The 16,480-nt window shown below is 40.2% G+C and carries 17 protein-coding genes; 9 read left to right on the top strand and 8 right to left on the bottom strand.

The window, feature by feature from the left end:
• Positions 1-301: 301 nt before the first annotated feature.
• Both KGY70_03010 and KGY70_03005 read right to left on the bottom strand, forming a co-directional pair.
• Entirely contained in the window at positions 302-595 is a 294-nt protein-coding gene (locus KGY70_03010) for a type II toxin-antitoxin system HicA family toxin (GenBank protein ID MBS3774135.1), read from the bottom strand.
• Positions 534-761: a type II toxin-antitoxin system HicB family antitoxin gene (locus KGY70_03005; GenBank protein MBS3774134.1), complete on the bottom strand. Its 228-nt coding sequence runs from the start codon at positions 759-761 to the stop codon at positions 534-536. Before KGY70_03005 ends, KGY70_03010 begins: the two co-directional genes overlap by 62 nt.
• Positions 762-1,039: 278 nt before the next feature.
• Here KGY70_03005 and KGY70_03000 point away from each other — a divergent pair, with 278 nt between their 5' ends.
• Complete coding sequence (locus tag KGY70_03000; protein ID MBS3774133.1) at positions 1,040-1,522, top strand: hypothetical protein; 483 nt, start codon at positions 1,040-1,042, stop codon at positions 1,520-1,522.
• On the opposite strand, the gene KGY70_02995 is transcribed toward KGY70_03000, so the two are convergent.
• Positions 1,464-1,709: a hypothetical protein gene (locus KGY70_02995; protein ID MBS3774132.1), complete on the bottom strand. Its 246-nt coding sequence runs from the start codon at positions 1,707-1,709 to the stop codon at positions 1,464-1,466. The two genes, KGY70_03000 and KGY70_02995, sit on opposite strands and share 59 nt — an antisense overlap.
• 90 nt (positions 1,710-1,799) lie before the next feature.
• Here KGY70_02995 and KGY70_02990 point away from each other — a divergent pair, with 90 nt between their 5' ends.
• Positions 1,800-1,949, top strand: coding sequence for a hypothetical protein (locus KGY70_02990; protein MBS3774131.1), 150 nt, complete (start codon positions 1,800-1,802; stop codon positions 1,947-1,949).
• A gap of 158 nt (positions 1,950-2,107) precedes the next feature.
• Here the strand turns inward: KGY70_02990 and KGY70_02985 are convergent, their stop codons facing one another.
• The 4 genes from KGY70_02985 to KGY70_02970 form a co-directional block, all read right to left on the bottom strand.
• Positions 2,108-3,802, bottom strand: coding sequence for a S41 family peptidase (locus KGY70_02985; protein MBS3774130.1), 1,695 nt, complete (start codon positions 3,800-3,802; stop codon positions 2,108-2,110).
• 106 nt (positions 3,803-3,908) lie between these two features.
• A complete protein-coding gene (gene rnpA, locus KGY70_02980) occupies positions 3,909-4,307 on the bottom strand; it encodes a ribonuclease P protein component (protein MBS3774129.1) in 399 nt (132 codons plus the stop codon).
• Between the two features lie 174 nt (positions 4,308-4,481).
• Positions 4,482-5,228: a uroporphyrinogen-III synthase gene (locus KGY70_02975; GenBank protein ID MBS3774128.1), complete on the bottom strand. Its 747-nt coding sequence runs from the start codon at positions 5,226-5,228 to the stop codon at positions 4,482-4,484.
• Between the two features lie 50 nt (positions 5,229-5,278).
• The gene (locus tag KGY70_02970; GenBank protein MBS3774127.1) at positions 5,279-6,502 is read right to left on the bottom strand and encodes a DUF4271 domain-containing protein; all 1,224 of its coding nucleotides are present in this window, start codon (positions 6,500-6,502) and stop codon (positions 5,279-5,281) included.
• 347 nt (positions 6,503-6,849) lie between these two features.
• Between KGY70_02970 and KGY70_02965 the strand changes: the two genes are divergently transcribed.
• The 5 genes from KGY70_02965 to KGY70_02945 all read left to right on the top strand — a co-directional run bounded on the left by KGY70_02965 (position 6,850) and on the right by KGY70_02945 (position 11,251).
• Positions 6,850-7,335, top strand: coding sequence for an RNA polymerase sigma factor (locus tag KGY70_02965; protein MBS3774126.1), 486 nt, complete (start codon positions 6,850-6,852; stop codon positions 7,333-7,335).
• Between the two features lie 11 nt (positions 7,336-7,346).
• The gene (locus tag KGY70_02960) at positions 7,347-8,429 is read left to right on the top strand and encodes a hypothetical protein (protein MBS3774125.1); all 1,083 of its coding nucleotides are present in this window, start codon (positions 7,347-7,349) and stop codon (positions 8,427-8,429) included.
• An 88-nt stretch (positions 8,430-8,517) separates the two neighbouring features.
• On the top strand, positions 8,518-9,480 hold the full coding sequence (locus KGY70_02955) for an outer membrane beta-barrel protein (GenBank protein ID MBS3774124.1): 963 nt from the start codon (positions 8,518-8,520) through the stop codon (positions 9,478-9,480).
• Positions 9,481-9,734: 254 nt separating this feature from the next.
• Entirely contained in the window at positions 9,735-10,448 is a 714-nt protein-coding gene (gene pepE / locus KGY70_02950; protein ID MBS3774123.1) for a dipeptidase PepE, read from the top strand.
• A 98-nt stretch (positions 10,449-10,546) separates the two neighbouring features.
• Positions 10,547-11,251, top strand: a complete 705-nt coding sequence (locus KGY70_02945) for a DUF2807 domain-containing protein (GenBank protein ID MBS3774122.1) — start codon at positions 10,547-10,549, stop codon at positions 11,249-11,251.
• Positions 11,252-11,307: 56 nt separating this feature from the next.
• On the opposite strand, the gene KGY70_02940 is transcribed toward KGY70_02945, so the two are convergent.
• Positions 11,308-12,564 (bottom strand): U32 family peptidase, encoded by a 1,257-nt coding sequence (locus tag KGY70_02940; GenBank protein MBS3774121.1) that lies wholly within the window; start codon positions 12,562-12,564, stop codon positions 11,308-11,310.
• A gap of 429 nt (positions 12,565-12,993) precedes the next feature.
• Between KGY70_02940 and KGY70_02935 the strand changes: the two genes are divergently transcribed.
• The gene (locus KGY70_02935) at positions 12,994-13,710 is read left to right on the top strand and encodes a hypothetical protein (GenBank protein ID MBS3774120.1); all 717 of its coding nucleotides are present in this window, start codon (positions 12,994-12,996) and stop codon (positions 13,708-13,710) included.
• 143 nt (positions 13,711-13,853) lie between these two features.
• Entirely contained in the window at positions 13,854-16,463 is a 2,610-nt protein-coding gene (locus KGY70_02930; protein MBS3774119.1) for a hypothetical protein, read from the top strand.
• The last annotated feature ends 17 nt before the right edge of the window (positions 16,464-16,480 follow it).

The raw sequence follows: 16,480 nt of genomic DNA, 5'->3' as shown, positions 1-16,480 counted from the left end.
TCGCCCCATCGCCCTTTCGTTCTTTCGTGCCTGTCGTGCGTTCGGTGGTTTCGTGTTGTCGTGTCTTCTGGTTTTTATTATATTTAACTACAAAGCGCTTCAAAGTATTTTTCAAAGGATGTAAAAGACTTGTTGGATTGCCTTTAGTTTATATTTAAGATATATTGAATGAATTAACTGTGGTTTTATCCGATTAAATTTGAATGAACAATATAAAAGTTTTTGTTCCACGTGGAACAAATGGTTTGTTTACCTGATGATGGGGTTAAAGAGGTATTATTTAGAATATGGAGAAAAAAGGCTAAAGCTTTTTTAACACCTCATTGAATTCTTCTGGTGATAATTCGATTTCTCTGAGAATTTGTCTTAGTAATGATCTACTGATTTCTTGATTACCATGATGGGGTAAGGTAGTATATCTACCGTCAGGATGCCGGTAAAAAACGTGGCTGCCTTTTTGTCGTTTGATTTCAAAACCCAGGTAAAGAAGTACCTTTTCCAGAAGTTTTACTTTAACAATAGTAGTTTGTTGCTCATGCCTTAACTGAAATCTGGTGGATACAGATGAACTCAGGCAGGTTCTTCTTTTCTTTATCTGTCATTTCATCAAGGCATAGTTGAATTACTTCCTGAAGGTTTTTATAGAGTTGATCAAGAGTTGGTGCCTGGCTATGGGCTCCGGGTAATCCGGGTACAACGCCTATGTATTGGTTTATTTCCGGATCCTTAGTTATTTCTGCAGTGAAATGATAGTTTTTCATTGTATAATTTTTTACTAACAAATTTAACGTATTTTAGCCTGGATGATGCATAAATTTTTATAAATATGAATAAAATGCAGGTTCAACTAAGTCGCTGTCGGAGACAGGAATAATTCTCCAATTATTCGGGTTGGAACGTATATAGTTTTCTGCGGGAAAAATTTTATCTCTGATGGCCATAACGTAATCCTTATAAGATATATACAGGGCAGCCGCCCTGTTGCCTCCTCACGGCTGATTACCGATGGCGGAAGAGTTACCATTGCCGTAAGCCTGAAATGAAATTCAATGCCGTAACGCCCCGTCTGAAATCCATGAGCGAAGAAAATGACTATACCGTTTCCTTTCGTGATTCCACAGGAAAATTTGCCCCTTCTGCCTGGCATTGCAACATACCCACCGGCAGCCATGAGAAAATAAACCATACGCTGGACTGGCGCTACCGTTGCACGGTGAATGATGCCCTGGATGACACCCGTTTTACCTGGAAGGATTCCGGGGGAGATACGCTTCAATCCGGAGTGGACTCAGTCACCTTACAGATAGATACAGCAGCAAAACCTGTCAGCGTTTCTGCCATCCTTGAATTGGTTGGGTATGGCAATGATAAGGTTCGTTTTTTACAAGTACAACCCGGCCCAACCATACGCCATGCCATGCAGTATCCTGTCTACAGACTCATACTCCACCCAGAACCAAGCATCATAGGTTCACACTACCCTCACAAGCACTCACACCATCAACAGTACAACGACCATTAGTACTCTCATCGATAAGATACGGCGGAGTCGAACCCCCATCACAATCATCATCCTGGTAATTGCACACCTCCACCATACCAGAATTCACGTCAGGATCCGAATCGTCGCAGTCATCGTCCCCGCAAGCAGGAGTGTCAGCGTCGAACCCATCATTGTCGGAGTCGCAATCGCCCTCGCAACCGTTCAACACGTTCCCGTAGGTATCATACCAGCCGGCCTCGCACGAGCAGTCGGCAGCAGTAGGGGTGCAAGTGCCGCAAACGGCATCACCACCGTCATGAGGATCGCCTTCACAAACGCAAGGGTTGGAACAGTTGCCGACGGTGTGGGCTCCGAGGCAAGAGACCGTCCCGCACGACGAGGAAGAACTCGCAGGGCATTCATCAGTGCAACTGCCACCATTATAGCAGGTGCCACGCGTCACTAATGTCGTGCCATCATCGGAAAAAAAGGCAAAAGGAAGAGCGAGGCACTAGAACACAGCATACTGGTTGACGGTACCGGATGAATCATTGGGTTGTTTCTTGTGTGATTTTTCAACACCCATCCTAAAAATCCCACTTGTTCCACGTGGAACATATTGGATTATTTGTGTACTAGTTCTATATTGTCCCTTTCATATTCTCCTGTCAGGATGCTCTGATATAATTTTTGATCTCTGCTCACCTGGACCGATTTATCATACTGCCTGTCATCTTTCAGATTGGCCCTGATTTTTCCCTGCTGGTAATAGTACCTGCCTGCAATCTCCTCTTTAAGCAATTGTTTGATGGAAGATTCAAAACGCATGAGATCTTCTTCCTTGTCGGGCGCTAGCTTTTCTCTGACCTCCTTTAGCTCTGACCTGATTTGGTCATAATATTTTTCCCGCCTGGAGGTCTTGGTTAATTCTTTCAGCTTCTCCTGGCTTTGTGTAGTGTATTCCCATGATCTGTTCAGTATAAACTCCTTGAAATCCGAGTAGGTGGCATCACTTATCTCGTATTGGCCCGCCGTCGGAATGGTATCGTGATCTACTGTAAAATGGGTAGCATAATCAAAAATCAGGTTTTGCGTCAACAGGCTAATTGCGATTTTGCTTGGTTCCTGAGTTTCTATATGGATATCCGGGCGGATGCCTCCACCGTCGTATACCTTTCTTCCGTTTCTGGTGGTAAATTCTTTGATCAGGGAATCGGGAATTTCTCCCACGCTGCCGTCCTCATTGCGGTTGGAATAATCTTTTGCCTGAATGCTCCTGCCACTGGGAACATAATATTTTGCAGTGGTAACCTTGAGTTTGGAATTGTAATTCAGCGGCCGTGTGGTTTGAACCAATCCTTTACCAAAGGTCCTCTGGCCGATCACTACGCCACGGTCCAGATCCTGAACGGCGCCGGCAACAATTTCTGAGGCAGAGGCCGATGCCCGGTTGACCAAAACGGTTAACCGGATGTTGGTGTCCAGAGGCTGGTTTTCGGTGGTGTAATTTTCGTTCCACTTTTTGATCCTGCCTTTGGTGCTGACAATTTCCTCCCCCTTTGGTATGAAAATATTGGCCACGTTCACCGCTTCATTAAGCAGACCACCCGGGTTATTTCTCAGATCCAGAACCATTGCGTTTAGTTCATTGTTTTCTTCCAGTTCCTTAAATGCATTCCTTACTTCCCGGCCTGCATTTCTGGTAAATTTTGAAAGGCGTATATAGCCAATGCCATGCTCTTCATCGGCCATTCCATGATAGGCAACGCTGTTGATATGAAGATCGTCTCTTACTACTTCTTTTGTCAACGGCTCTTCATGGCCCAACCGGTCAATGGTTATTTTTACCTTGGTGTCGGGAATCCCTTTCAGCTCATTGCTTACCTTTTCCAGTTCCCAGCCCTCGATGGACTGGCCATTGATTTTTTTGATGACATCGCCGGTTTTCAGTCCCGCTTTATCAGCCGGAAAATCTTTATAAGGCTGGGAAATAACTGCATAATCCCCATCTTGTCTTATTAAAGCACCGATTCCCCCATAGTTTCCGGTCGTCATAAATTCAAAATCATCCATGTCCTTTTCAGGAATGTATTTGGTATAAGGATCCAGGCTTTCCAGCATGGCCTCTATGCTCGTTTCAACCAGATCTTCAGGGTTCGTTTCATCTACATAAAAAATGTTAAGCTCCCTGAACAGCGAATGATAAATGTCCAGGCTTTTTGCAATCTTAAAGTCATCTTTCTGACTGAAGCCAATCAACACAACAGCAACCAGCAAAAAGATACCTGTAATCCGTTTCGTCTTTCCTAGCTTTTTCATTATACTATACATTTTTTGATTCTAACAAATAAAACATCAACATATGAGGAGTTAGTATGATTTAAGGCAAATTTAATCCGCTTCCTTTATAAAAACAACAAAATGCCTAAGGTGTTTTTTCAGAAAGCACCTTTTTCAGCATCTGAAAGGATTTTTTCATGCCTGCCTCGATTTTTGCATAGTTCAGTTCTTTGTGTGGCGTATATATAATCAAAAGGGAAAGGGTAAACGGATGATGCGTCATTTCTTTTTTGAACGGTTCTTTCTGGAGCCGGAAAGCTTCCTTCATTCTTCTCCTGATTTTATTTCTTTTCACTGCTTTTTTGAATTTCTTTTTGGGGACACTAAAAGCTGACTGAATGCGGAAGGAATGATCCCGCTCGTTTCGTGAAACAGACCACATAATTCTAAAAGGATAGCATAAAAAAGTATTTCCTTCTTTTACAAGAAGAGCAATTTCTTTTTGACTCGATAACCGTTCATTTTTTCTTAGGCTGTTCATCATTTGTTTGTTAGTTGGATGTTTCCTGTGTTATAATACGTTAACCTGTTTTCCCGGCCTTTACAGGCCTTAGCTGTCGGAAGAATGAATTCCTTTCTGTATGCGGTGTATCGTATCAATAAAAAAGGTTACCCTTTAAAAAGGTAACCTTTAAATTAATTTATATAGATTTATGTGTCATTTCTTCTCTCCATTCTCCAAAAATTCTTCTATTGCCATTGTCATAGACGGAGCTTGTGAAGTGGGGGCTTTAAGATCAATCCTTAAACCGGCATCTTTGCAGGCCTTAGCCGTTTTCGTTCCAAATGCTGCAATTTTGGTATGATTTTGATTGAACTCCGGGAAATTTTCCATAAGCGATTTGATGCCTGAAGGACTATAAAATACCAGCATATCGTAATTGACATCTGACAGATCGGTAAGATTCGAACAAACCGTTCTGTAAAAGATCGCTTTGGTGTACTTTATTTTGTTTTTATCCAGCTTTCGGGGGATATCTTCCTTGTGGCTATCAGAAAGCGGAACCAGAAATTTTTCCTTTTTGTGTTTCTTTATAATGGTTAAAAGATCATTGAAATCTCCATTCCCATAAAAGATTTTTCTTTTACGGTAAACAATATATTTTTGGAGGTAAAAAGCAGAAGCTTCACTGGTACAGAAATATTTCATGGAATCGGGCACATTGACCCTCAATTCTTCACATATTCTGAAAAAATGATCAATAGCCGTCCTGCTTTTAAATATAATGGCTGTATGATCAAGTATGTTCACCCTGGACTTACGAAACTCCTTTGAAGAAATCCCTTCTACATGGATAAATGGCCGAAAGTCAACTTGCAATCCATATTTTTCAGCCAGATCAAAGTAAGGGGATTTGCTGTTTTCCGGTTTTGGTTGAGATACAAGGATTTTCTTTATTTTCATGCACAGTTCAAATTTATTTGTTACCGGACTGAAGGGCAATTTATTTTACATTATAACCCTCTGATAAATACTTTGTAAAGTAGTAAAAGAGGTAAAAATTCGAGAGCACAAAGATACAAAATCAAATAAAATATTGAAACATTTTTCTTAATAAAAACAACAATACCTCTTAAAAGGTGAATGAAATATAAAATTCCAAATAGGATTGCTCCGATAAGGATGATGACAGCTTTGTATTCCGGTGATATATATTGTAATACCAGAATTACAGGAAATAGGGAAATGCCCAGAATTTTTCTGTATAGGTTATAGTTGTGAAAATATTCCTGAAAACTATTCTGGTGTAAAAATACAGAACCAATGAATGCGGAAGTCAGATAATTCCATGTGTACCATACCATAAAAAAACCAGTTAAAGCAAGAAGTTGAAGGGGAGGCTCTGTCAAAGGTATGGAAAATTCGTAGTAATTCAGGGTTTGAAAAAGGAAAGTACCGGCAGTTAAGAAAAAAGTAAGATTGAGCAACGTGGAGGCTTTTATGGTCAGTGAATTTTTGCCATAATACAGAGAAGAAGCATAATTATATGAATGTAAGCTTTTCATCAGAGCGGAGAAATATTTTGCAAAAAAAAGCCGGCTCCACCCGATTAAAAGAAAAGTGCCTATAAGGACATAGGTAAGCCAGTCGAAGTCTCCCTGAGAATCTTGGTTGATGGGCAATTCTTTAATTTGTTCTGCTTTTGTTTCTTCGGTAGTAACCGGTGATTTTTTAACGGGTTGATAGATGGCCCGGCTGTCCATACTATCAGAAGGTTTGACTTCCGGGATGTTGTAAAGAAAGTTGTGATATGCAGGATCTGTATATAGTTTTTTGGAAATGGGCAATTCTGTAACTCCAAATATGTCATAAAGATCAGCAATGGTATCTGTTGTTTCCGGAGTGCTTCGAACCGGTTGCCGTACCGGAGGTTCAGTAGGTCCTTCCGCCTTTTGCAACGTATCTGCTTTACTGATTGTTGTATCGGAGATTAGAGTGTCAGCCTGTTCATCCTCTTCTGCTGGAAGGCTTTCCAAAGTATCCGGCTGATCAATGGTATCCTGTTGGCTTACTGTATCCGGGGTTTGTACAGGCTGCGTCTGAACAGTAGTATCCTGGGGAATAGAAGTGGTATCGGTACGCGTGGTATCGGTTTGCAGTGTATCCTCTGCAGGTTCCTGATAGATATATTCGTATGCCTCAAAAAAATGAATGGATTTTGTCAGGTCTTTTGGCATGAGTTCTGTTCTATATTATAAATAATTTGCAAAGATAACAGATGATTTGTAATAATAAAAGAGCAGCCTGTGCACCATGAGAAGTTTTTACCAACTTTTTTTTAATTGCCCTGTAACCATTTAATGGGTTCGATCGTCCTATTTAGTGTTTGTCCATAAAGCCAAAGAGATTTGAAAGAGTCTCGTCTAGAATGTTCGCTGGCAAGGCTTGCGAGTTTTGAATGCCAAATGTAGAGACGTACGGCCGTACGTCTCTGCCAGATGTAATTGACTGGCATGAAAAACGAGCGTAACGCAGCCAGCGGATATTATAGACAGACTCTATTTAACGGATTGAAATCAAACCCATGACTGTACAAGAGTTTAACAAATGTGTGGATGACTTTTCAGACGGGATATACCGGTTTATTCTTAAAAATATAGGAGAAGAAGAAAAAGCCAGGGATGTTGTCCAGGATACCTATGAAAAATTATGGATCCATGCCGACAATGTATCCGCGGAAAAAGCCAAATCCTATTTGTTCACTACAGCTTATCATACCATGATTGATTTGATCCGAAAAGAAAAGCGACTGACCGGCCTGGATGAGATCAATTTTAATGACTATTCCTATACGGACCAATACAGGGGATTGAGCGATATACTGGAGCAGGCACTAAATCGACTTCCTGAGATTCAGAGATCTGCAATATTGCTCAGGGATTATGAAGGATATTCCTACCAGGAGATCGGGGAAATAACCGGTTTGAATGAATCTCAGGTGAAGGTATATATATATCGGGGTAGACTGTCCATGAAAAAATTTATCGGGAGTATGGAGGCTGTTTTATAAACAGAAACGTTATGGAGAAGATCAACAGAAACAATTACGAACTATATTTTGTGGATTATCTGGACGGGAATTTGGATTCCTGGCAGAAGGATGATCTAATGGCTTTCCTGAGAAATAATCCCGATTTGAAAAGAGAATTGGATTTGCTCAGAAACATACCGGTCGTTGAGAAGCACACGGATTCCTTTAAAGACAAAGATGCACTAAAAAAACAATTAACGCTTTCCCGGCCCGATTATACCCTTTTTGATGAATTATCCATTGGCAAGCTTGAGGGGGCGCTTACTGAAAGTCAGAATCGGGAATTCAATCAGCTCATCAATGAATTTCCGGATAAAAAGAAGGAATACGAGCGCTATAAGAAAACCGTACTGAAACCGGATAAAAATCTTCAATATGAGGGGAAATCTGATCTGAAGCGAGGAAGAACCATTATCCTATATAGAAATACCGTTTCCAGATATATGGCTTTTGCTGCTTCTATATTACTGATGGTAGGGTTATATTTTTTAACCCCGGAGGTGCAAGAGATTTCTTATAATGATGATATAGGTGAGGCATCTAAAATAGTTGAAAATAAAATATATAAAGATAATTTATTACCTTCTTCAGAATCCGTTGAAAAAGGAATAGAGAATATAAATTATTCTTCAACAGCATATAATGGAATTTCAAATCAACCGATGAATGAAGGGAGCATTGCTCTTCCTGAGCCTGAGAACAGGAGAGTGAAGGAAGAAATGCCTGAACGCATACAAACTAAATACAGCATTCGGATATCCCGGGAACCTGTTTATGCGTATCTGGTGGAACCAGATGATATACCGGGGAGGTTTCAGATTGATGAGAAGCCATCCAACAATTATGGTAAGGTGCAGCGTTTTCTGGCCACATCTATAGAGGCTCCTGTTAAGGAAAAACTCGCCGTCCGGAATTTTAGTTTATGGGAGATAGCTGATCTGGGTTTTGAAGGCATCAGCAAGCTTACTGGGAAAGAGATTTTTCTGAAGCGTCATTATGATGAAGAAGGCAATTTGGAAAGTCTGGCTTTTCAAACGGAATCATTCAGTTTTTCTACTGACCTAAAAAAATAGGCATGATGCCTGTAACAAATTGGCGTAGCCACCCGTCCTACCTCTGAACATTGAAACATGAATTAAAAATCCTCAAAAATTTCTGACTATGAAAAAAATATTGATGATCACAGTGATGACCTTATGTATTACTTTATATAATATAGGTCAGTTATCAGGAAGAACAATTGGTAAACCTTATTATTCTCCGAACAATTTGAATAATGCCGTGGAAGATACCCTTGAGCCTGGTTCCGGTAAAGATACAACCCACATTAAGTTTAAGGATAAAATCATCCGTATCACAGAAGATGAAGATGATACCCGTATTGAAGTAAAAGAGAAAAACGGAGCCTGGGATTCTGATTATGAAGACTGGGAGGATGACTGGAACGATGATATGGATGATTTTGACCTGGATTTTGGGAAAAGTAAAGGCTTTGACTTGCACTGGACAGGGTTTGAAATCGGATTGAACAATTATGTAAACAATGATTTTTCAATGAGCCTGTCAGAAGACAACAGCTATATGGATCTGAATACCGGTAAGAGCTGGAATGTGAATCTCAATTTTATCGAGTATGATGTTAGCCTGATCGGAAAATCTTTTGGTGTTGGCACAGGTATGGGAGTGGAGTTCAATGATTATCGTTTTGACAATCAACTACCCATTAAAAAAGGAGACAATCAGATCGTGGTGGATTCGGCTTTTGCTCGTGCAGGGTACAATCTTGAAAAAGCCAAATTAAACACGGTTTATATCACAGTGCCTCTTATTTTTGAATATCAGAACCGGTTGAGTAACGATAACATATTGTTCTTTTCCGTTGGTATGATTGGGGGAATGAAACTGGGGTCCCATACCAAAGTTGTTTATAGAGATGATGGAGATAAAAACAAGGATAAAAACAGGAGTGACTTTTTTCTTTCTCCGTTCCGTTATGGCTATACATTACGGGCCGGATACGGATTTCTGAAAATATTCGCCAATTATTATGACGTTCCCTTGTTCGAAAAAAATAAAGGACCTCAGTTATATCCTTTTACAATTGGATTTATGCTAAGTTTCTGATGATGATCGGTCATTTCGTTTTATAACCCCGCATTAGAAAAACCTGGCTTTTTGCGAAAAAAAATTGAAGCAAAAAGCCAGGTTTTTCAATAGCGACAGAATTATTTGAGAATAATTCGGGTTAAAAAAGCGGAGGGTTTTATACTTTGTATTTACTGATAATGCCTTGTCAAATTAGCAGAAAGAAATTGCTATAAGATCCGCCTGTTTTTTGTATTTTTACATTTCTGACGGTAACACAAAATCCATTGTTTATGAGACTGTTATTGATAAGCAATTCTACAAATGCGGGAGAATCGTATCTGGAGCACGCCGGAGATGACATAAAAAATTTTTTGGGAGATAAGGTTAAGAAAGTTTTGTTTATTCCTTATGCTGCCGTGAGTTTTACATTTGATCAATATCAGAAGAAGGTTCAGCAGAAGTTTGACGAATTTGGAGTGGAAGTGGATTCACTGCATAATTATTCCTTCTTACGGAAGAGGGAAATGATAAAGGAAGCAAGTGCCATTGTTGTAGGCGGAGGCAATACTTTTCATCTGCTGAAGTACCTTCAACAGGAAGAACTGATTGAATTAATACGCTATACGGTGCTTAATGATACGCCTTATATTGGATGGAGTGCCGGCGCCAATGTAGCCTGCCCTAACATCTGTACCACCAATGATATGCCCATCACCGAACCGGATTCTTTTCATGCCTTAAATCTGGTGAGATTTCAGATCAACCCCCATTATCTGGATGCCCATCCGGAAGGCCATGCAGGAGAAACCAGGGAGATGCGCATCAAAGAATTTCTAATTGTCAATCCCTATGTTTATACAATCGGATTGAGGGAAGGCAGCAAATTGCTTGTGGAAAGAGGCGATATCAAGTTGCTGGGTAATAAAAATGCCCGGATTTTTAAAAATGAAGAAGAACCCGCAGAATTGGCTCCGGGCGATGATTTTGATTTTTTGTTTGAATAAGATGTACCCGGCCATTAAGGAATGAGGGTACATCTTTTCGATGGCCCCTGGGGTATTGAAAAATGTAACCAAATTGTTATAATCTAAAAATGTTTGTTATGTATTGGATGAAGAAAAAATGGATGACAGGAATTTTAATGTTGATGATTCCAATCGTTTCCTATAGTCAGGAGACTAAGGAAATAGGGGTTAAGGACTATGATGAAATTCGCATTTTTGGTAAAATGTCGGTTGTGATGGTGCCCGGCACCGAAAATAAGCTGTATATGGAAAGTGCCGATGTGGACCTTAATGAGATTGATACCGAAGTAGAGGAGAAGGAACTGAAGATCAAAATGACTGATAAACTGCTAAAGAAAAAAAGGCCGGATGTTTTTATCCGTGTAACGTTTAATGATCTTAAAGGCATCACTGCACTGGCAGATGCAGAGGTAGAATTTGAAAAACCGGTTGTTCAGGATGCTTTTAGGATAAAAGCCACTTCAGGCTCCCGTATCGAACTTTCAATGAATACCCAAAAGCTTGATTTAAAGGCTTATCAGGGAGGCACCGTAGTGGTTGATGGAAAAACCCAAGCATTGGATGCCAGGGTTAATACAGGTGGAATTCTGACAGGCACCGATCTGGTTTGCCAAAAGGTGAATATTAAGCTCAACACAGGAGGGAAAGGAGAGTTAACTGTTGAAAAAGAGCTTGAAGCAAGAGTCAATACCGGATCGGACTTCAGTTATTTTGGTACTCCTGAAAAGAAAGATGTGCGCACTGTGTTAGGCGGAAGCGTTTCTGCATGGGATGAAGAGTAAAAATTTTAATCTGCAGAATTATTTGTGAATAATTCGGGTTAAATGGTTTTCGGTGCTTATTGGGTTTTGGTTTTTGAGGCAGCTACTACTTTATAGAGTTTGTCGCTCGGCCTTACACGCCGCGAGAGGGGTATGGAACATTTGATTTTTTTGGGGGATTCTTCCACATTTTTATCATCTACCCGGATTTCGCTGACTGTAGATTGAATGACCCCCGTCGAAGGGCCAATGACCATTATGTTATCGTTAACAGCTACAGTATTGGCTTCGGGAAGAATTTCAGCGACCTGGATTTGCTTATAGTAGTTGGTAATCTTTCCTACATAGATTTTTTTAGTTGTGGCCTGGGAGCCATATTGATGACTCCATTCCCCCAGCCTCTTGCCCAGATAATATCCGTCCCAGAAACCTCTGTTGAAAACAGTGGCCAGACGGGTCTGCCATGCCTTGATCTTTTCTTCCGTATAATTACCCTCGAAATAGGCATCAACAGCTTCATGGTAACATTCTGTAACCGTTTTTACATATTCCGGGCTTCTTGCCCGCCCTTCTATCTTTAATACCTGCACGCCGGCATCCAGTATCTTGTTTAGAAATGAGATCGTTGACAAGTCCTTGGGAGACATAATGTATTCATTGTCTACCTCCAGTTCGCGTTCGCTTTCCTTATCTTTAACTATATAGGACCTTCTGCAGATTTGCAGGCATTTTCCACGGTTGGCCGAGTAATTTTTTTCATGAAGACTCAGATAACATTTACCGGAAATAGCCATACAAAGAGCTCCGTGTATAAACAGTTCGATTCGCACCGGTTTTCCTGAAGGCCCGGTAATGCGTTCTTCCTTAATGGTTTTGGTGATCTCCTTCACCTGTTCAAGGCTCAGCTCTCTTGCCAGGACAATGACATCGGCAAATTGGGCAAAAAATTTCAGACTTTCTATATTGCTTATGTTAAGTTGTGTGGAGATGTGCACTTCTATTCCGGCAGACCATGCGTATTGAATGGCTGCGAGATCACTGGCTATAACGGCAGTAATACCACTCTCCCTGGCCGTGTCAATGATGCGCCGCATCTCCTGCAGGTCGTTATTATAAAGAACCGTGTTCAGAGTAAGATAGGTATTAACTTGATGCTTGCGGCAATATTCAGCGATGGTTTGTAAGTCATCCAGGGAAAAATTAACCGTAGATTTGGATCGCATGTTCAGGTTTTCTGCCCCGAAATAAACAGATCCCGCACCTGCCTGTATAGCAGCATGTAAGGATTCATGGGATCCCACCGGAGCCATTATTTCTATATCTTCCCTCCTCATTTTGTTGAGTATATATTTTTTTACAAAATTAAACATTTCTTGATTTATTTACTGAATTCAATTTGTTTCATCTGACGGTAAGCTCTTCTTTCATTAGGCTTTAGTACCTTACCGGTCAAATTCTTGCATTTTTTGGCAAAATTTGCCCGGTAAGGTACTGTGGTAAAATTTATGAGGCAATTTTCAAGGATAAAAATAATTGAAAAAGATCAAGACTTTTATATAATTTTGCCTCATAAATTTTGCTTGCTAATTTTGACAAGCCAAAACGTAAACACAATAAATTTCTTCAAAGTATCCTGTTTGGTTTTGGCTTGTCCAAATGAGGGGGTATATAATTTATAATTGGAATCCGGTATTTGTTAAAATAATTGAATAACAGTTGACCTCATACATTAATTTTTTTATATTTCCCGAAAATTTAAAGCTATGAAGCCACCTGGTCGTATCATTGAAGTTACAGGTTATATTAAAAAACGGGAGACTTTAACATCCATAGAAAGCAATATCGCTCCCCATACCTGTGTTTTAGAGAGTTTGGATCCCTTCCCGGGGTATCATGGGAAAAATCTTCCTGATGAATCAGAGCCCCGTTCGCTTTTTTTGCTGGTTAGAAACAACTATTCTTTTGAAGATCTTGCCAGAATATCAAAGAAAATTGCTGAAAATTGTGAATACGATTTCAATGCTTCCATTGGTTATATTTATATTCAGCCCTATAAGTATAACTGCATAAGGATCAAGTATCTGACAAGTTTTACCTTTCTGCCTGAGCTGCAGGATATGTTTATTCAGGAAGGGGTGAAATTTTCCAGATATAAAGCCATTGAGGATAAAGCCATTATCGTAGTCAACAAAAACTTCCTGGTTGAAGAACAGGAAGAAGGTATATACAGGGATTTAGAAGCTAAATCGAAGTATTATATTGGGTTGCCTGAAAAGTTGGACTGGGAAACATTCAGTAATTTTACCTTCCATATTAAGAATAACCTCATCGATAATAATTTTGATGCCGCCCTTGGAGTCTTTTACAGGATTACCGGAATAACTGATATGGTCCGCGTTTATGACAGAGACAACAGCATTGAAAAGATGAGGAATCTGAAATCAAGATATGAGGAGGAGGTTCGGAAGTTCCACAAGTAAATTTTATCCGGCGTTATCTGCAAATCCAGTGAAAATTGCATGAATTATTCAATCCTTTTCTTTTGTACTGTACCATTTTGGTATGATTTTCGTTTAAATACCCAGTAAGGTTGAATGAACTTGTTATTTAATAACGCCGAATTATGAGGGTTGTACTGTCGATTCTAGCGGGATTGTTTTTTTCTGTATTTGTGGTTATTGTAGTGTCCTTTATCATTTCCTTTATCTATGAAGATGAAGTATCGGAAATTTTTCTCAAGGAACTCAACAATCGTGTGGAAGAAGATATAAGGGCCGGGGATGTCAACCTTTCCCTTTTGACAAAATTTCCCAGTGCTGTTGTGGAATTGAGGTCTTTTGAGCTTTACGCATCATCGGAAGAAACCGGGAAAGAGGAAGGATCTTTCAGTTTTTCTGCAGAGGAGGTCTATTTTCAGTTTGATGTGATCGATCTGTTTACGGGCAGATATAATCTGGATCATATCTATATCAACCAGTCCCAGCTAAATGTGGTTTCCGGCGCAGAGCGCACACGCATCCGGTTCAGGAAAAAACCTTCGGAAAATGTTACACTTAAACTGGAAAAGGTTGTTTTCAATAACTTACGTTATTCTATTTTAAATACCGATCAGAGCTTTTCTCTGGAAGGCTATGTACCCAAAGCCATCTTAAGTGGTAACGTAAGTGCGGACAAATTTGATTTGAATGTGGATGGCAAAATGTTGGTGGATAATCTGACACTGGATAATTTTCCCTATTTACAACGGAAGAATTTGCAATTTTCACTGGATTTGAAGGTAACGCCGAAAAAGTATATGGTGAAATCCGGGAAGATTTATTATGAAGAATTGCCTCTCGCGGCAGAAGGGTCTTTTAACAGAGAAGCCCGGGTAATTGATCTTAGCCTCAGCGGTAATGAACTGGATGTAAAAAGTACCCATCTGTATCTTCCCTGGGAAATACAGAAGAAGATGGAGGTGTTGCCGGTAACAGACGGGAAACTGGATTTTTTTGCCAGGCTGAACGGACCCGTTAAAGACGGGCGGCCGGCATTACAGGCAGATTTCAGCTTAACGCAGGGCGAAGCGCTTCTTGATTATGAAGAGCAACCCATGCGACTCAAAAACATATCTGTAACAGGCTACCTGTCCAACGGACGGTACCATGCCCCTTCTTCTTCCCGTTTAACCCTGAATAATCTCCATGCGGAATGGAATGAAGGGGAGTTAAATTGCGATTTGGAACTCTCAGATTTTAAAAATCCCCAACTGGCCATTGATGGTTCAGCAACCGTTAACCTGGAGAATATTTCGGAATATTTTACTCATGCTGCCCTGGAAAATTCCACAGGAACCCTGTTCCTCAAATATGAGTTGAATGATGACATGGAGCATCTGGATGATTTTGATCACCTGATCCGAAGTGGGCGTTTAACCGGGGATGTAACTTTTGATCATGTTACAATAAACCACGACCGGCTGAATATTGATTTAGAAAGTGGTTTTGCTTATCTCGACAGAGATTTATACCTGGATAGCCTTCAGGTTTCCCTCAATGGCAATCGTATGCTGGTTAACGGAAAATTCCACGAAATTTATGAAAACATTGCCGATACTTTAAAACCTTTTCGTTTCGATTTGGCTTTGGAAAGCCCGGGAATTAATATGAATCGTTTCTTTGTCCGTGAACCGGGGACAGGTGATTCGCAGCAGGTGAATTTTCAGTTTCCACGAAAATTGAAAGGGCATGTGGATTTCCGGCTGGGAAGCTTTCGATGGGACCATTTTCATGCATCCCCTATGAGCGGCAGTATGGCTTTTTCCCAAGACCGTATCGAGATTAATCAGCTCAAGTTCAATGCATTTGAGGGAGAGACCTATGCAAGTGCCATATTTAGAAATACCGGCAGAGATTCCATCTATCATCTTGATTCCAGGTTATATCTGAATCATGTTGATATTCACAATGTGTTTAACACGTTTAATAACTTTGGACAGCAGTATATTACCCATCGTAATTTAAAGGGATACATTAATGGTGAAGTAAAACTTCAATCAGAGTTGAATAATCATTTGAAGATTAATAAGGAATCATTAATTACTGTAAGTGACTTTGAAATTAAAGACGGAGAATTAGTAGAATTTGAGCCTTTAATACAAACTGCTAATTTTATCAGCCTCTCCGAACTAAAGCATGTCACTTTCTCTCAATTGTCCAATGAGATTACCATAGAAGACAGAACAGTTTACATTCCCGAGATGGACATCCAATCTTCGGCTGTTGATATAACCGTGTCGGGATACCATGACTTCGATAACAATTTTTCCTACCGGATGAACCTGCTTTTATCCCAGGTACTCTCCAAAAGGGCCCGCAATAATGATGACTTTCAATCTGAGTTTGGCAATATTCAGGAGGATGGAGTGGGGCGTACCAAGCTTTTCCTTAAAATTCACGGAACTCCTGAAAAGTATGCCATCCAGTACGATAAAGAAGGCGTTAAGGACAAGATCAGGGAAGATTTGCAGAGAGAGAAAAATGAATTGAAAACCATTCTTAATGAGGAATTTGGCTGGTTCAATGAGGATTCTGTACTGCAATCGGAAAAAAGCGGGAAAGAAGACGCACGTTTTGGCATTTCCTGGGAAGAAGATTCCGGTACCGAAGCAACAAAAAAGGAAGCGGTGAAGGATTCCTCACGCGAAGCAAGGGAAGGATTCATTATCAACTGGGAGGATGATACGATAGAATGATCAGATATATATTGAAA

It is taken from the genome of Bacteroidales bacterium (assembly GCA_018334875.1).
Classification (GTDB): Bacteria; Bacteroidota; Bacteroidia; order Bacteroidales; family UBA12077; genus JAGXLC01.
This window is presented reverse-complemented; position numbering and strand designations above follow the sequence as displayed.